Source organism: Novosphingobium resinovorum, assembly GCF_001742225.1.
GTDB classification, from domain to species: domain Bacteria; phylum Pseudomonadota; class Alphaproteobacteria; order Sphingomonadales; family Sphingomonadaceae; genus Novosphingobium; species Novosphingobium resinovorum_A.
Genome location: NZ_CP017075.1, coordinates 1,350,900 through 1,365,766, shown reverse-complemented (window position 1 = coordinate 1,365,766; position 14,867 = coordinate 1,350,900). Strand labels below are relative to the sequence as shown.

The window sequence follows — 14,867 nt, the reverse complement described above, 5'->3', positions numbered from 1 at the left end:
TCCAGATCCTCAAGGCACCGGGCTGCATTCGCTTTGGCGTCTCTCCCCAATGTATCTATCTCACTCACCGGCATGACCTCGTTGCTGATTGTGGGGAGAATTCTGCTCTGCAGAGATGTGTTTAGCAATTAATGATACCTGCATTATTGGTTAAGTTTAGCATTAATGATTTACCCTTCCCACCACACGTGCTCGGCGAAAGTGTACCCCATGAAACCGCCGAGGGGCACGGGATGGAGGCCCTTCAACCGCCGATCGTGGCCGTCGAGAAGACTCATGAAGACTGGGATGATGCTGCCGCAAGACTGGCGCACCATTGCCTGCATCTCGCCGTAGAGTTGCTTGCGTCGCTGGAGGTCCGGTTCGCCGCGTGCCTCCATGAGGAGGCTGTCGAACCTTGGGGCTTTCCAACCCGACTCGTTCCAGGTCGCATCGGTCTTGTAGAAGAGACTGAAGATCATGTCGGCGGTCGGACGCGGGTTGCTGTTCCCGAAGCCGAGCGGATGCTTCATCCAGTGCGTCGACCAGTAGCCATCGGCAGGCATGCGATTTACCGCAAGATTAAGGCCGATCCTCGAGCCATATTCCTGCAGTACGGATGCCATGTCGATGGAGCCTTCGGCGGCGGGAGAGGCGTAGATGGGGAGGCGTGTGACGCCGACGCCCGAGCGACGGAAATGCCATCTGGCCCTGTCCAGATCGAGCTGCGTCTGCGGCAGGTCCTTGCGGAAGTAGATGTGTGAAGGCGGTATCGGATGATCGTTCGCGATGGTGGCATAGTTGCGAAAGAGCGCCCGATTTATGAGCGGACGATCGATGAGACACTTCAATGCCGCCGTGAAGTGCGGATTGGACACCGGAAGGCGGTCCTGACGTACGATGAGGTTGGTGTACAGACCTGACTTGGTCTCCACCAGCCCATGCCGGGGCGAGGTCAGGATGCGCCGCGTCGACCTGGGGTTCACCGCGTTGATCAGGTGGACGTCACCTGAGAGCAGGGCATTCACCCGGCTAACTTCGTCGGGGATGCCGATCAGCTCGATCTCGTCGAGATACGGCTTGCCAGGTTTCCAGAAGTTGGCATTGCGCCGGACTTTCGTTCGGATGCCGGGTGTGAATTCGACCAGTTTGAAAGGACCGGTTCCATTGGCCGTCCTGAAGTTCCTCTGCCCGTTGGCAACGATGAGGAAGTGAGATTGGGCGAGGATGGCCGGGAGGTCGGCATTTGGTCCCGTGAGGCGGATCAGAAGCTCCAGAGGCCCTGTGGCTCTCACCTCGGCGAACTGGTCGGCGATGTCCGCCATTTTCGATCCCGTTCGCGGATCCTTGTGCCGCAGCAGCGAGTAGACGACATCGGCTGCGCTCAGGCTCTTCCCGTTGTGGAATGTGACGCCCTTGCGGAGCCTGATATGCCAGTTCTTCTGATCGCGACTGACGATGATCTCGGCCAGAGCGGGACGCGGATAAAGTGCACGGTCGAGTTCCGTCAATCCGCTGTAGAGCATGAAATGGCGGACATAGTCGGTGTTTAGCGCGCCCTTTGCAGGATCGAGCGTGTCCAGCGTGGAAGTGGACGTGCTGGCGACGCGTATACCGCCGCCCGTGCGTGGACGCGACACACCCATTGCGTTGGCGGGAAGCAGAAGACCGCTCGCACCGGCAAGACCGCCAATCAGCGCGCGGCGGCTGAGATCGGGGCCGCTCACTCTGGATAGTACCCCAGGATGGCCTTTGTCTCGAGATACTCCTCCACCCCGAAGACACCGTATTCCCGTCCATTGCCGGACTGACGATAGCCACCAAAGGCCGCGAATCCGTCCCATGTCGGGTGGTTGATGTGGACTTGCCCGGCCCTTATGCGCGAGCCCACTCGGCGCGCACGATCAAGATCAGACGACTGGACATGGGAACCGAGCCCGTAGACCGTGTCGTTGGCGATGCTGACGGCCTGGTCCTCGTCGCTGTATGGGATGAGGCACAGCACGGGCCCGAATATCTCTTCCTGCGCGATGCGCATGTCGCTGTGAACCGCAGAGAAGATCGTGGGCCTCACGAAGAACCCCCGGTCCAGCCCTTCGGGGCGACCAGGCCCCCCGCACACCACCTTCGCCCCTTCGGCGATGCCGATGTCGATCATCTCCTCAACCTTGGTGAACTGATTGGCGTTGGCGACGGGGCCAAGGACCGTCGCCTCGAGTTCCGGCAGTCCGACAATCATCTTGGCGGCGGCCGAGGCCGCTAGCTGTTCGGCCTCGGCGAGGCGAGCCTGAGGTACCAGCATTCGGGTAGGTGCGCTGCAGGACTGGCCGACGTTGCGGAACGCAGCCGTCACACCCAGCGGCACCACTGTCGCGAAGTCGGCATCGTCCAGCAGGATATTGGGGGACTTGCCGCCGAGTTCCTGCGTGACACGCTTGACTGTGGGAGCGGCCGCCTGTGCAACGAGAACGCCCGCGCGCGTCGATCCGGTGATCGAGACCATGTCGATGTCGGGATGGGCGGAGATTGCGGTGCCGACCTCTGCTCCCGTGCCCGTTACCATATTGAATACCCCCGGCGGCGTTCCGGCATCGTGCATGATCTGAGCGAAGAGCTGGGCGCTAAGCGGCGACAGTTCGCTCGGCTTGAGCACGATCGTGCAACCTGCCGCGATGGCTGGGGCAACCTTGGCCGTGATCTGATAGAGCGGCCAGTTCCAGGGTGTGATCAGTCCGCAGACACCAATGGCCTCCCGAGCGATGGCCGTCGAACCCTGCCTGCGCAGGAACGGATAGGTCTTCAGCACCGCGATTGCGGTGCGCACATGGGCAATGCCGAAGGGTACCTGCGATGTTCGGGCAAAGCTGATCGCCGAACCCATTTCCTGACGGATCGCCTGTGCGAGATCTTCGAATCTCTCCCCGAGCAGGGCGCAGATGCGCTCGAGTAGCTCGCTGCGTTCCCCAGGCGCAGTGACCGAGAATGTTGGGAAGGCCGCGCGGGCTGCCTCGACGGCGCTGTCGACGTCGGCGGAGCTGGCTGCAGCGACGGAGCCTATGACCCGCTCGGAAGCCGGATCGATAAGCGCGATGGGCGCCAGATTTCCCGTCGGCTGTCTCCATTCGCCGCCAATGTAGAGTTGGTCGAAGCGCCGCATCATCATGCTCGAACCCTTTCGGTGGTAATCGATGGGCAGGGCTCCATGCCGTCCGGCGACCCCGTTGCCCGCACGTTGAGGATATGCCAAACCATGAATATCACAATTAATCTTGGCTATATGTTGGATTAAGGCTGAACCTAATGATCTCGACCGACGACTTGGCTTTCTTTCAGGTTATTACGTGCGCACCCTCGCTTGCGGAGGCAGCCCGCCGTCTTAACGTGACGCCGCCTGCGGTGACGCAGCGCCTGCGTTCACTGGAGACGAGAGTGGGGGTCAAGCTGGTTGATCGCACGTCGCGAGGTCTCAGTCTGACGGACGAAGGCGAACTTATCGCGTCCGAGGGGGCCATGATCATGAACGCGATGGAAGACTTGTCCGAACGCTTGGCAAGTCGGACGACGCAAGTGCGAGGTCACCTTCGCGTAGCCGCCCCTTATGGCTTCGGTCGCCAATCCGTCGCCCCGGCGGTCGAGGAGTTTGCGCAGGCGCATCCTGGCACGTCGGTCACACTCGAGCTGTCCGACAGTCCGATCAGGCAAATGTCGGAGAGCTGGGATATTATTGTGCATATCGGAAGCCTTCCGGAAAGTGACCGGCTCGTCACCACGCTCGCGCCCAACAAACGTCTCCTGTGCGCCTCTCCCAGCTATCTGCAGAGCGCTCCTCCCATACTGAAGCCCGATGAGTTGGCGGCGCATCGCTGCCTGGCGCTGCGCGAGAATAACGAGGACGTGACGCTATGGCGCTTCTCCCACGCTCGTCACGGCAAGACGACAGTCCGCATCAAGCCCAGTATGTCCAGCAATGACGGAGAGGTCATCCGGGATTGGGGGCTCGCCGGGCTCGGCCTCATCGTGCGTAGCGAATGGGACGTGGCAGGCGACCTGGCTGCAGGCAGGCTTCAACTGGTGCTTCCGGGCTGGTCGCTTCCTTGCGCCGACGTCGTGGCACTGCTTCACGCACGCCATGGGCGCAGCGGGCGGGCGGATGCATTCCTGCGCATATTGAGAGCGCGACTTTCACCCCCGCCATGGCGGAGGTGATGCTGGGATGAAGATCGCCTTGCGCTCGGTCTTAAGGTCAGCTCCAATCCACAGGAGCCTGCGCCACGTCGTAAATACTGACCAGTCGCTGGTGGACGCCGAACACCGAGCAAGGGTGGAACTGCGGGTGAGAAGTGAACCCAATTTTGCACTCCGCGGAACATTTGGGTCATCTTCCGCTTCTTTTGCCAGCGAAGGAGACGGCTATGATCGGAAAAATTATCGGCGCTATCGCTGGCCAGCGTGTTTCGCGTGATGTCGGCGGCGTAGGTGGCACTGGTGGAGCTTTGCTGGGCGTTGGCGCCGCCACAGTCCTGCGCCGCCTCGGGCCAGTGGGCATGGTGGCGGCCGCGGCAGGTGGATATGCGCTGAAAAAGCACCTCGAGAAGCGCGAAATCAGACGGCTTCGCTGACAGTTGCCCGGTATTTGCCGCAGACAAGGACAAACATAACTTAATCGGAGACGCACATGGGTTGGATTATCGCACTTATCGTCGGCGGCATCGCAGGATGGCTGGCGAGCATGGTGATGAAGCGTGATGCCTCGATGGGCATTTTCCTCAATATTGTCGTGGGCTGCGTCGGCTCGATCATTGGTAATGCCCTTTCGGGGCCGCTGCTTGGCATCCGGGGCAGCGTTCAGGAATTTTCGCTGACCGGCCTCATCATCGCTTTCGTCGGCGCAGTGATCCTGCTCGCGATCGTGAATTTCTTCCAGCGTAGCCGCGCCCGGTAATCCGCTCGAAGTCTGCGTTCAAGCGCCGCCCCCGGTCCCCGGCGGGCGGCGTTTTGTATTGCCATTTCGGCGCCATCGATCCGTGCAGCACCCGCGAAAGGCCGCAAACGCGGCGGCACGCTGCGGCGATCTTCTGCGGCGCTGCCTGTTTCATGCGCCCGTTCGCCTGCCTCGATAAAGCCGTGTCCGAGGGGACCGCGCCTTGACCCGTCAATCTTGGCTCAAAGCGCGATGACACGCCTCAGATTTCGACATCCTTGCCGAGCAGCGTCTTCACATAAATCCGCTTCACGACCACGAATACGGCAATGGTCAGCGGCGCGGCCAGCAAAACGCCAATGAAACCGAACAGGGTTCCGGCGGCAACGACCGTGAATAAAAGGACGGCAGGGGGGACATCTACCGCTTGCTTCTGGATCATGGGTTGCAGGAAATTACCCTGAAGCTGCTGTACCACAAGGAAGAGAACTACCGTCCACAGAGCCGTCGCAGGAGACTGGGTGAACGCCAGAAGCACTGCCGGTACGCCGGAAATCACAGGCCCGATCATCGGAACGACATCGAGCAGCCCGGCGATGACCCCGAGCCCAGCAGCGGAAGGCACGCCCAACGCAGCAAGTCCGGCCGTGGTCAGCGATGCGACAACGATCGAGGATACCACCTGGCCCTTCATCCAGCCATTTAGACCCTTACCGACATCACCGAGAGCCTCATTCACAACATCGAGGCCCTTGTTCGGCACAAGGTGCAGAAAGCCATGGCGATAGACCGCGGGATCAGCGGATAAAAAGACGGCCGCGAAGATCACCAGCACAAGGTTGGTCAAGCCATTGCCCAGAGCGAGCATGTACGTCCCGATCTTCGATGTGAGACCCGAAAAACTGTCCTTGCCGTGTTCGAGCACACCGTTGGCGGCGTCGCCAAGGCCCATGCGCTGCAGGAACGCTTGCAGCTGATCGATGCCGCCTGGCAGGTTCTGCCGAATGATATCGAACTCGCTGGTGAGCTGCGCGCCGAAAAGAACGAGCGCGCCGACAAAGGCGCCGAGCAGCAGGACGACGGCAATCCCAAGCGACCAGCCCCGGCCAATCGGCAGGACCGAGCACAGAGCCCGCGCTATCGCATCGAATACGACGGCAAGAACCACTGCGCCGAAAACCATCATGAGAAAGCTGGACAGGCGCACCAGCAGCAGGGCGACCGCAACAATCGCAACGACCATTACAGCCGCCGCAGCAACCCGGCTGAGCGTCCAGTACCGTGCTTGCGTATCCGTGTTCAAAGGTTCCAACGCTCTATCCCCTATTCCCGCCGAAGCCTGATTGTATCAAGATCGCCGTGTCCCAACGCGAAAAGGGCCGGCAGCCAGTATTGGTCGCCGGCCCTTTCCGCGGACATTTGCGGCGGTTTACTTATCGCCGATCACTGCGCCTGCGGTACCGCCGACGATAGCGCCCTCGGTGGTGCCAAGTCCGGTGGCGCTGCCGACAACGGCTCCGCCAGCACCGCCGATCAGACCGCCCTTGGTCGCGCCATGTGAACACCCGCCCAAAGTCGCACCTGCTGCAAGGATCAGCGCCAAGCCACCGGTCGTCTTGATTTTCATGAATATCACTCCTGTTGGTTTGCGGCTTGAGCGAGCGGTGGCTCGAATGGTTCCTTGCAAAAACCGCCTGCAATCGTGCGGTTGGCGCAGTCGGTTCTCGGGAACGGCGCCTGGAACGGCGTTTTTGGAGGCGACACCCAACGTACAATCGAAGAGGAGCTTGCTGCTGACATGAAACCAATTTGGATGATCGCGTATTGAAGCAGCAAGACCGGCAAATCGCAGATTTGACCGCCTGAAACTCCCGAGAGGTCAAAGATGCTCATTCCTGCCGGGTACCAGTTTGCCTTCGAGGCTTGTGCGCCCACGCCGTTGGTCCTGATGCTGAGTGTGAGACCGGAGCGTTCTGGCGACCTGGCTGCCCCGCACCGGATCACCAACGACCGATGTGTCCCCTCGCACGACTACCGTGATGCGTTCGGCAACATCTGCACGCGAATGACGCTGCCTGAAGGGATTTCGACGATTTCTTGCGATTTCACCATCGCTGATACCGGTCGGCCGGATCTCCAAAGCCCGCAAGCCATTCAGCACGATGTGAAAGACCTGCCCAATGAGGTTCTCATTTATCTGCTGGGTAGCCGCTATTGCGAGACCGATATGCTGGGCAACATTGCGTGGGGGCTGTTCGGGCATATCGCCCCCGGTTGGCAGCGCGTTCAGGCTATCGTCGACTTCGTCCATGGTCATCTGACATATGGCTATCAGTATGCCAGGGCGACCCGTACCGCATACGAGGCCTATTCAGAGCGGGTAGGGGTATGCCGCGATTTCGCCCACCTCGCTGTCGCTCTATGCCGCGCCATGAATATCCCCGCCCGCTACTGCAGCGGCTATCTCGGCGACATTGGCATCCCGCCAGTAGATGTTGCAATGGACTTCCATGCCTGGTTTGAAGTGTATCTTGGTGGCAGATGGCACAGCTTCGACGCACGCCACCGTGTCCCCCGGATCGGCCGTATCCTTTTGGCATGTGGCCGTGATGCGGCTGATACTGCACTGACAACGGCCTTCGGGTCGGTTCGCCTCGCCAGCTTTCAGGTTCACACAAGTGAAGTCCAGATGGCCCCCGCTGCGCCGATGCCGATCGCAGCGTGAATTCGCTCAAGTTCTCGGCATCGCCTCGACACGATCGGGCATATCATCTTCGCGATAGGCGGTAATATCGCGATAAGCGGTAATCATCGACGCAAGGCGATCGACAACGTTGCGTGTGCCGTCGTCCCACCCAGAACGCGCCGACCATCGACGCCGTTTCCCATCGCTACTGAGGACGTACGGCGAGAGCCGTGCCGTCTGCTTGCCCGTTAGCCGTTCACAACCTGGTAGAGGTGGTTCGAGGGCGAGCTGCGGTAAAGGCCAGAGCGGTCGGTTCATCGCCATCATTAAGGCGCAGGTCGATCACCTGCCAGTGGCAATGAAGGCGGTGCGCTCAATGCACGGTCTGACACTGTCGATCTGCAGGCTTAGCAGGGCCGATTAGGCCTCCACGCTTTTTTCAGGACCTTGGAAAATTACCAATTCCGCTCCGGCTGAACGGGCCCTTTTCCGCGCGTTGGCAAATAGCCTTTCGAGAAAGGCAGGTTCATCAAGGTAATGGAGTTTGTCGTATCAGGGGTGTGGACGACTTCTGACGCTCAGCGGTCGGCGCCACATGCGCATGCAGCGGGCGATATGTGCGCGTCGGTGAAGATACGATTGCGGGAGAAGGAATTTTGCCTTGCGCAATGCAGCACCTGCAGCATAGATTTGTGACGCATCGCGTGAGACGTGATGCCGAGGCGTGAGAACCTCGCAAGAATTGCTGCAGGTTTCACCATTGCCGGGTGGCCGTCGCGCATGTCCAGGTCGCTCGCGGCTAAAGGCGGCGGCGCGCGTCTCTTGCGTGTTCTCAACACCCGGCTTTGGCCGGCTTCGCTTCGATCATCGAGGAGAGCCGGACAATGTTCATTGCGCCGTCCAGTTTGTCATTTCTACCATGAGTGCGCGCTTCAACCGGCTGACCCGGCCGCTTGCGGAAGATGCGCCGCTGCCGCCAGATCACGACCGTCGTCCGACCCACCGCGGGCTTGAAGAAATGTACCGCAGCCAGAAGCGCGGCCTCCTGCGTTTTGTCGCCCGTAAAGGTCGCCGCGAAGACGCGGAAGACGTTGTCCAGCAGGTCTTCGTGCGTGTTGCGGGCACCATCGATCCTTCCGGCATCGCCGCCCCGGGCGAATATTTGCGCCAGGCGGCCTCGAACGTCCTTCGTGATCACGCGCGGGCGATCCAGCGCCGCGGAGGTGAAGGCCATGTGCCGATCGAGGATGCCCTCGTCGCGGGCAGCGACCCGATTGCCATGCTCGAAGCCCGCGATCGCCTCGCGCGGCTGGAGGAGGCGGTCCTGCGCCTCAAGCCGCTGGCGAGACAGATTTTCCTCGCCCGGCGCCTCGATGGCTATACATATGCCGAAATCGCGCAGCAGACCGGTCTCAGCGTGCGCGGGGTGGAGAAACAGATGAACCGTGCGCTCAAGCTGCTGAACCGGCACCTGCTATGCGATGACTGACCCGTCAATGGGCAGGTATCCGGCCAGAATAATCGACGAGGCGGTGGAATGGCAGCTCAGGCTCGAGACGCCCACGCAGGAAATCGAACTGGAATTTGCGCGCTGGCTCGCTGCCGACCCCCGTCATGAAGCAGCGTTCGGCGCGGTCTGCGAGAACTGGGCGGATTCCGAAATCGTCGTCGAGAGACCGACGGGACGGGACCGCAAGCTGGCGAGGGCGCCGTTCTACCTGCGCCGGTCCACTTACGTGGCGGCGGGGACTTGTCTGGCCATCCTCGTGGCAGCAGGCCTCGTAGTTGCAGTCGCCGCAATCAACCAGAGCGAGGTGATTTCTTCGGCAAGGGCTGCCACGTTCGAGACACGGATCGGCGAAATCCGCACTTTCGCGCTCGCCGACGGAACCGAGGTGACGCTCGATACAGATTCGATGCTCAGGACGGTCGCGGGCAGCCCCCGGCGCGTCGAGCTGCTGCGGGGCCGTGCACGCTTTGCGCCCGCGCACTCCCAGCATGCTTTCACCGTCATGACCGGTCGGGGAAACGTACGGTCGAATACTGGCCCGTTCGACGTCAGTCTGATCGCTGGCCGCCCTCGCGTATCGACCATCGAGGGGCACACGGAACTCGAGATCGCAGGTTCAGCCGGCGGTCCGGTCATCCTCGCAAGAAATGAGCAGCGCGAGCTCGGACCGGGCGGCAGGGTGGAAAAGGTCGCCGCAGGGCAATTGCTTTGGGCCGAAGGCATGCTCGTGTTCGATGCGACGCCGCTCGGTGAGGCGGTGACTGCGATGAACCGCTACAACCGCACGCATATCGAGGCGCCGTCATCGGCTGCCGCGCACAGGGTGACCGGCGCGTTCTCGGCTCGCCAACCCGATGCATTCGCGATGGCGGTTGCTGCGCTTTTCTCGCTCGACGTCACGCGGACGGACGACGGAACCCTTGTGCTGCGCCGACGCTAGGCGGGGTAAAAAAACGCGCCGTCAGCGAAATAATCTGGCGTGTGTTTCAGCTCTTCGGCGTCTCCCCCAACAACTGGCCTGATAATCGGTCCAGGGGGGAAAACATATCATGCCTTCGCACAGAATTACGCTCCTCCAGTGTCTGGAGGGGGTGGCGGCGCTCGCCATCGCCACTGCGGCCGCAAATGCCCATGCCCAGACCCGCTCTGCGGTGCGCGGGGAAAACACCGCACCTTACGTCGAGATCGATCTGCCCGGGCAACCCTTGCAGGAATCCGTGAAAGCCCTCGCGGTCGCAACCCAGACCAACATCCTGGGAGACGCAGGCGTCCTCGCAGGCCGGGAGGCACCCGCCCTGCGAGGACGATACACCCTCGAACAGGCGCTGGCCCGCCTGCTCGAGGGGACGGGGCTGTCCGCAATGCCGCTCGGGCGGAATGGGACCGAGGGGTTCGCTATCCGGCGGGCCGATTATGCCGGTAGCGCTGCCGATGATGTTGGCATCACCGTGACAGGCAGCCGGATTCGTGGCGGGGAACCCTCATCCCTTGTCATCGCCCTGGACCGCCAGAGCATCGAGGATACCGGGCAGTTCAGCATGACCGATGTCGCCCATTCCATCCCGCAGAGTTTCGGAGGGGGGACCAACCCCGGTATCGGCTTCAACGTGCCGACGGCGAGCGGCGTCGATGCCGGCGGTTCCTCGAGCGTCAACCTGCGGGGGCTGGGAAGCGAGGCGACCCTGACTCTGCTCAACGGGCATCGCGCCGCCTACAGTGGAACCCGGCAGGGCATCGACATCTCGACGATCCCTCTGGGCATGGTCGAGAAGATCGAAGTCATGCCCGACGGTGCCTCCGCTCTTTACGGCTCCGATGCCGTGGCGGGCGTGGTCAACGTCATCCTGCGCCGCCACTTCGACGGGCTGGAGACCCGCGCGCAGATCGGTGGAACAACCCAAGGCGGCGGTTTTCGCCAGCAGTACGGGGCTGTCGGCGGTGCCGGATGGGGCACCGGCGGCCTGGTCGCCGGGTACGAATTCATGAGCGACAGCGGCATCATGTCCGATCAGCGCGACTACACCGCGATTCACCCAGGCCTGACACTTGCTGCGAAACAGCGGCGCCATGCCGTGGTGGTCAATGGTCACCAGGCGCTTGGCGAAAACCTGACGTTCGCCCTCGACGCATTGTTCAACAAGCGCTGGTACGAGACGGTGAACCCGACCAACGCGGCTGGCGACCTCGATATCTCACGCTCGGAACGCCGGATGACGAGCCGCTCGATCACGCTCGCACCGTCCCTGACACTCGATGTCGGACCATGGCAGGCGAGTCTTTCGGGCGTCTATGGCAGCGAGCGGATGTGGCTGACCGGGGATTACTTCTCGGGCCAGACCCTCACCACCACCCAGGTCGTGTGCTACTGCAATTCGCTCTACTCGATCGAGGCGAACGGCGACGGACCCTTGTTCGCGTTGCCGGGCGGACTGGCGCGCGGCGCGATCGGCGGCGGATACCGCGTGAACCACTTCAGCGCGCAGCAGGCCAATGCCTCCAACACCTCCGGTTCGCAGGGCAGCTACTATGCCTTCGGCGAACTCGACCTTCCTCTCGCGGGGCCGGACCTCGACCTTTGGGGCGTGCGGCGCCTGACCCTGACGGGCGCAGTGCGCTACGAGCGGTATCCCGGTATCGCTTCGGTGGCCACGCCCCGGCTGGGTCTCATTTACGAGCCTGTCAGCGACCTCACGCTCAAGGCCAGCTGGGGGCGCACGTTCCGCGCACCGTCGCTGTATCAGCTGCTGCAGGTGAATTCCGCGAGCCTCTACCGCGCCGCGAGCCTGGGCGGTGCCACGGGTACGGCGCTCTACATGTCCGGAGGCAACCGCGACCTCAAGCCGGAGCGAGCGCGGACCTGGACCACGAGCCTGCAATACAAGCCGGGCCAGCTGCCCGGTCTTGATCTGCAGGTCAGCTATTTCTCGGTGCACTACATCAACCGCATCGTCACGCCGATCGCCTATTCCTCGCAGTCGCTGAGCAACCCGATCTATGCCGACTTCGTACTGCGTGATCCCGGCGCGCGAGCCGTCAGCGATGCAGTCGCCTCCAGCGCCTATTTCGACAACTATTCCGGCGCGGCGTACAATCCCGCCACCGTCGGGGCGATCGTCGACAACACTTACGCGAATGTCGGGCGCCAAGAGGTCAAGGGCGTCGATGTTCTCGCCCGCTACCGCCGCGACTTCGGTGACCTTGGCACTCTTTCCTTCATGCTCAACGCGGCGTGGCTGGACAGCCGGCAGCAGCTCACGCCCGGTTCGGCGGTCACGGAACTTGCCGGCACGATCTTCAATCCGCCGCACTGGCGGGGCCGGGGAAGCGTGACCTGGAGCCTCGGGACCACCATGTTCAACACCACCGTGAGCCGCATTGGTGCGGTTACCGATGCGCGCTACGCGGCCAGAGCCAGGGTCGAGGGCATGACCACCATCGATCTCACCGCGCGGCACGGTTTCACCGATGACAGCGGACCTCTCGCCGGCCTGTCGCTGACGCTTACCGTCCAGAACCTGTTCAACGCGAGCCTGGACACGATTGCCGCGCCCAACTACTACGATACCGCCTACGACATGACCAACTACTCGGCGCTCGGCCGCTACATCGGCGTCGGAGTGACCAAGGCATGGTGATCAGGGCCAGGAAAGGCTTTGCCGCCGTTCTGGCGCTTGTCGGCGCTTGGCCCACTGTGGTCGCGGCGCGCTGCGACGACGTGGTCCCGCCGGCGGCGGCGCCGGTCGCCAAGAAGCGGATGGTGGCCGCCGACGACATCCTGCGCCTGCGCGATATCGGCCAGCCCGATGGATCGATGTACAACCAGCCCAGTCCGCTCGCCGTGTCGCCCGATGGCCGCTCGCTCGCGTTCGTGATCAATCGCGCGGACCCTGAAACCAACACCTATTGCCGGGCGCTTGCGATTGTCGCGCTCGGCGGACCCTGGGCGCCGCGCGTCATCGATCGCGGCGGCGAGATCATCAACTACCCGCTGATGGGACGCGGGATGACCATCGACGCCGGTTTTCCCCAGGTGATCACGCCGGCCTGGTCTCCCGACGGCAGGTGGATCGCGTACCTGCGGCGCGACAACGGGCGCACGCAGGTATGGCGCGCCCGGGCAGACGGCGGCGGCGCGCAGATGGTGACCCATCTCGATAACGACGCTGAAGCCGTCGCATGGAGCGGTGAGACCAGCCGCATCGTGTTCGCGGCGAACCCCGGGATGCCGGGCGAGCGCGAGGCACTGGAGCGTGAAGGCCGGCAGGGCTGGCTTTACGATGCGCGATTTTCGCCGATGATCGGTTCGCGGCCGATGCCCGCCGTGCTACCGCGTACAATATTCTCGATCGCGCCCGATGGCAGCGACATGCGACCCGCCGAAGGGAGTGAGCGCCTGATCCCGCTTAGCCCCCGCAGCGGCGGCTCGGTATTGGCCATGGCACAATCCGGCGATGGGAGATCGGTGTCGACCCGTAATCGTGCCGGGGCCGGCATCCTGACCCTTGAAGTCGTGGTCGCGGAGCGCGATGGCCGGGAAACCGTCTGCCGGCACGAGGCCTGCTCCGGCCGCGTCACCGGCGCATGGTGGATGCCGGGCAGCCGGGACGTCGTGTTCCTGCGGCGGGAAGGATGGGCGAAAGGGGAAATGGGCCTCTACCGCTGGACACCGGGTTCCGCGCGGCCACCCGTCAGGGTTCTGCAGACCCGCGATGTCCTGCTCGGCTGCGTGATGGCGCCCGAAGGGCTCGTTTGCACGCGCGAGAATGCGACGCGGCCCAGATACGTTGCTTTGGTCGATCCCCGTACAGGGTCGGGCCGCCCGATCTTCGATCCCAATCCCGAATTCGCATCGATCGAACTGGGCAAGGTCGAGCGGCTGACATGGAAGAACGACCGCGGCATCGAGGGCAGGGGCGATCTCGTGCTTCCGCCGGGTTACCAGCCGGGCAAACCGCTTGCCACCGTCATCGTGACCTACCGGTCCAACGGCTTCCTGAGAGGAGGAACGGGCGACGAGTACCCGATCCATCCCCTCGCGGCGAAAGGCTTTGCGGTGCTCAGCCTGGAGAACCTCGCATCGGTGGAAGGCGAACGGCCCGGCCTTTCCGACAAGCAGCTTTTCAAGGAAGGGCAGAAGGACTGGGCGGAACGGCGCAGCCAGCTCTCGTCGCAGGAGACCGCCGCCAGGCTGCTCATTGCCCGCGGGATCGCCGATCCCGCCCGCATCGGCATATCGGGCCTCAGCAACGGCGCGTCGTCGGTGCGCTTTGCCCTGATCAATTCGACGATGTTCGCGGCGGCCTCGGCGAGCACGTGCTGCGTCGACGAGCAGGGCGTGACGACATATGCCGGCATCGCCGTCGCCAACGATTTCACCAGCACGGGATACCCGGCGCCTGGCGAGGATCCGGGCGACTTCTGGAAGCCCTACTCGTTCGTGGAAAATGCCGCTCGGATGGACAAGCCGCTCCTCCTGCAGGTTTCCGACGAGGAAATGCTGCTGGCCCTGCCGACAATGACCGCGCTGCAAGCGGCGCGCAAGCCGGTCGAAATGATCGTGTTTCCGAACGAGCACCACATGAAATGGCAGCCGATCCACCGCGCGGCGATCTACGAGCGCAACATCGACTGGTTCGCATTCTGGCTCCAGGGCCGTGTCGATCCCGATCCGGCCAAGCGTGAACAGTACCGTCGATGGACGCTGATGCGCGATGGTCCCATTCCATCGCCTTATGTCCGCCCGCCCGGCGAAACCAAGGTTCCCGGGTAAA

At 62.7% G+C, this 14,867-nt stretch carries 13 protein-coding genes; 8 read left to right on the top strand and 5 right to left on the bottom strand.

All coding sequences use genetic code 11. The features are described from left to right. Nucleotides 1-170 precede the first annotated feature (170 nt). Nucleotides 171-1,706 carry an ABC transporter substrate-binding protein gene (locus BES08_RS06310; RefSeq protein WP_197524476.1) on the bottom strand — a complete coding sequence of 512 codons (1,536 nt, stop codon included), beginning with the start codon at nucleotides 1,704-1,706 and terminating at the stop codon, nucleotides 171-173. Beyond that, on the bottom strand, nucleotides 1,703-3,142 hold the full coding sequence (locus tag BES08_RS06305; RefSeq protein ID WP_069707862.1) for an aldehyde dehydrogenase family protein: 1,440 nt from the start codon (nucleotides 3,140-3,142) through the stop codon (nucleotides 1,703-1,705). Before BES08_RS06305 ends, BES08_RS06310 begins: the two co-directional genes overlap by 4 nt. A gap of 137 nt (nucleotides 3,143-3,279) precedes the next feature. On the opposite strand from BES08_RS06305, the gene BES08_RS06300 reads away from it, so the two are divergent. The 3 genes from BES08_RS06300 to BES08_RS06295 all read left to right on the top strand — a co-directional run bounded on the left by BES08_RS06300 (nucleotide 3,280) and on the right by BES08_RS06295 (nucleotide 4,921). Further along, on the top strand, nucleotides 3,280-4,185 hold the full coding sequence (locus BES08_RS06300; protein ID WP_069707861.1) for a LysR family transcriptional regulator: 906 nt from the start codon (nucleotides 3,280-3,282) through the stop codon (nucleotides 4,183-4,185). A 206-nt stretch (nucleotides 4,186-4,391) separates the two neighbouring features. Beyond that, nucleotides 4,392-4,598 (top strand): hypothetical protein, encoded by a 207-nt coding sequence (locus BES08_RS31685; RefSeq protein ID WP_083274607.1) that lies wholly within the window; start codon nucleotides 4,392-4,394, stop codon nucleotides 4,596-4,598. 56 nt (nucleotides 4,599-4,654) lie between these two features. Then, nucleotides 4,655-4,921 (top strand): GlsB/YeaQ/YmgE family stress response membrane protein, encoded by a 267-nt coding sequence (locus BES08_RS06295; protein WP_069707860.1) that lies wholly within the window; start codon nucleotides 4,655-4,657, stop codon nucleotides 4,919-4,921. Nucleotides 4,922-5,162: 241 nt separating this feature from the next. Here the strand turns inward: BES08_RS06295 and BES08_RS06290 are convergent, their stop codons facing one another. From BES08_RS06290 to BES08_RS32715, 3 genes are all read right to left on the bottom strand, one after another. Further along, on the bottom strand, nucleotides 5,163-6,212 hold the full coding sequence (locus tag BES08_RS06290; RefSeq protein ID WP_231958182.1) for an AI-2E family transporter: 1,050 nt from the start codon (nucleotides 6,210-6,212) through the stop codon (nucleotides 5,163-5,165). A gap of 117 nt (nucleotides 6,213-6,329) precedes the next feature. Beyond that, on the bottom strand, nucleotides 6,330-6,527 hold the full coding sequence (locus BES08_RS06285; RefSeq protein WP_069707858.1) for a hypothetical protein: 198 nt from the start codon (nucleotides 6,525-6,527) through the stop codon (nucleotides 6,330-6,332). Between the two features lie 5 nt (nucleotides 6,528-6,532). Beyond that, nucleotides 6,533-6,793, bottom strand: coding sequence for a hypothetical protein (locus tag BES08_RS32715; RefSeq protein ID WP_156799784.1), 261 nt, complete (start codon nucleotides 6,791-6,793; stop codon nucleotides 6,533-6,535). On the opposite strand from BES08_RS32715, the gene BES08_RS06280 reads away from it, so the two are divergent. The 5 genes from BES08_RS06280 to BES08_RS06260 all read left to right on the top strand — a co-directional run bounded on the left by BES08_RS06280 (nucleotide 6,786) and on the right by BES08_RS06260 (nucleotide 14,866). Further along, nucleotides 6,786-7,625, top strand: coding sequence for a transglutaminase-like domain-containing protein (locus tag BES08_RS06280; protein ID WP_069707857.1), 840 nt, complete (start codon nucleotides 6,786-6,788; stop codon nucleotides 7,623-7,625). The genes BES08_RS32715 and BES08_RS06280 overlap by 8 nt on opposite strands. Before the next feature lie 880 nt (nucleotides 7,626-8,505). Then, entirely contained in the window at nucleotides 8,506-9,075 is a 570-nt protein-coding gene (locus BES08_RS06275) for an RNA polymerase sigma factor (protein WP_069707856.1), read from the top strand. After that, nucleotides 9,068-10,036: a FecR family protein gene (locus BES08_RS06270; RefSeq protein ID WP_069707855.1), complete on the top strand. Its 969-nt coding sequence runs from the start codon at nucleotides 9,068-9,070 to the stop codon at nucleotides 10,034-10,036. Before BES08_RS06275 ends, BES08_RS06270 begins: the two co-directional genes overlap by 8 nt. Before the next feature lie 109 nt (nucleotides 10,037-10,145). Then, nucleotides 10,146-12,731 (top strand): TonB-dependent receptor, encoded by a 2,586-nt coding sequence (locus BES08_RS06265; RefSeq protein WP_069707854.1) that lies wholly within the window; start codon nucleotides 10,146-10,148, stop codon nucleotides 12,729-12,731. Then, nucleotides 12,725-14,866, top strand: coding sequence for an Atxe2 family lasso peptide isopeptidase (locus tag BES08_RS06260; protein WP_069707853.1), 2,142 nt, complete (start codon nucleotides 12,725-12,727; stop codon nucleotides 14,864-14,866). The genes BES08_RS06265 and BES08_RS06260 overlap by 7 nt, the downstream gene beginning before the upstream one ends. The last annotated feature ends 1 nt before the right edge of the window (nucleotide 14,867 follow it).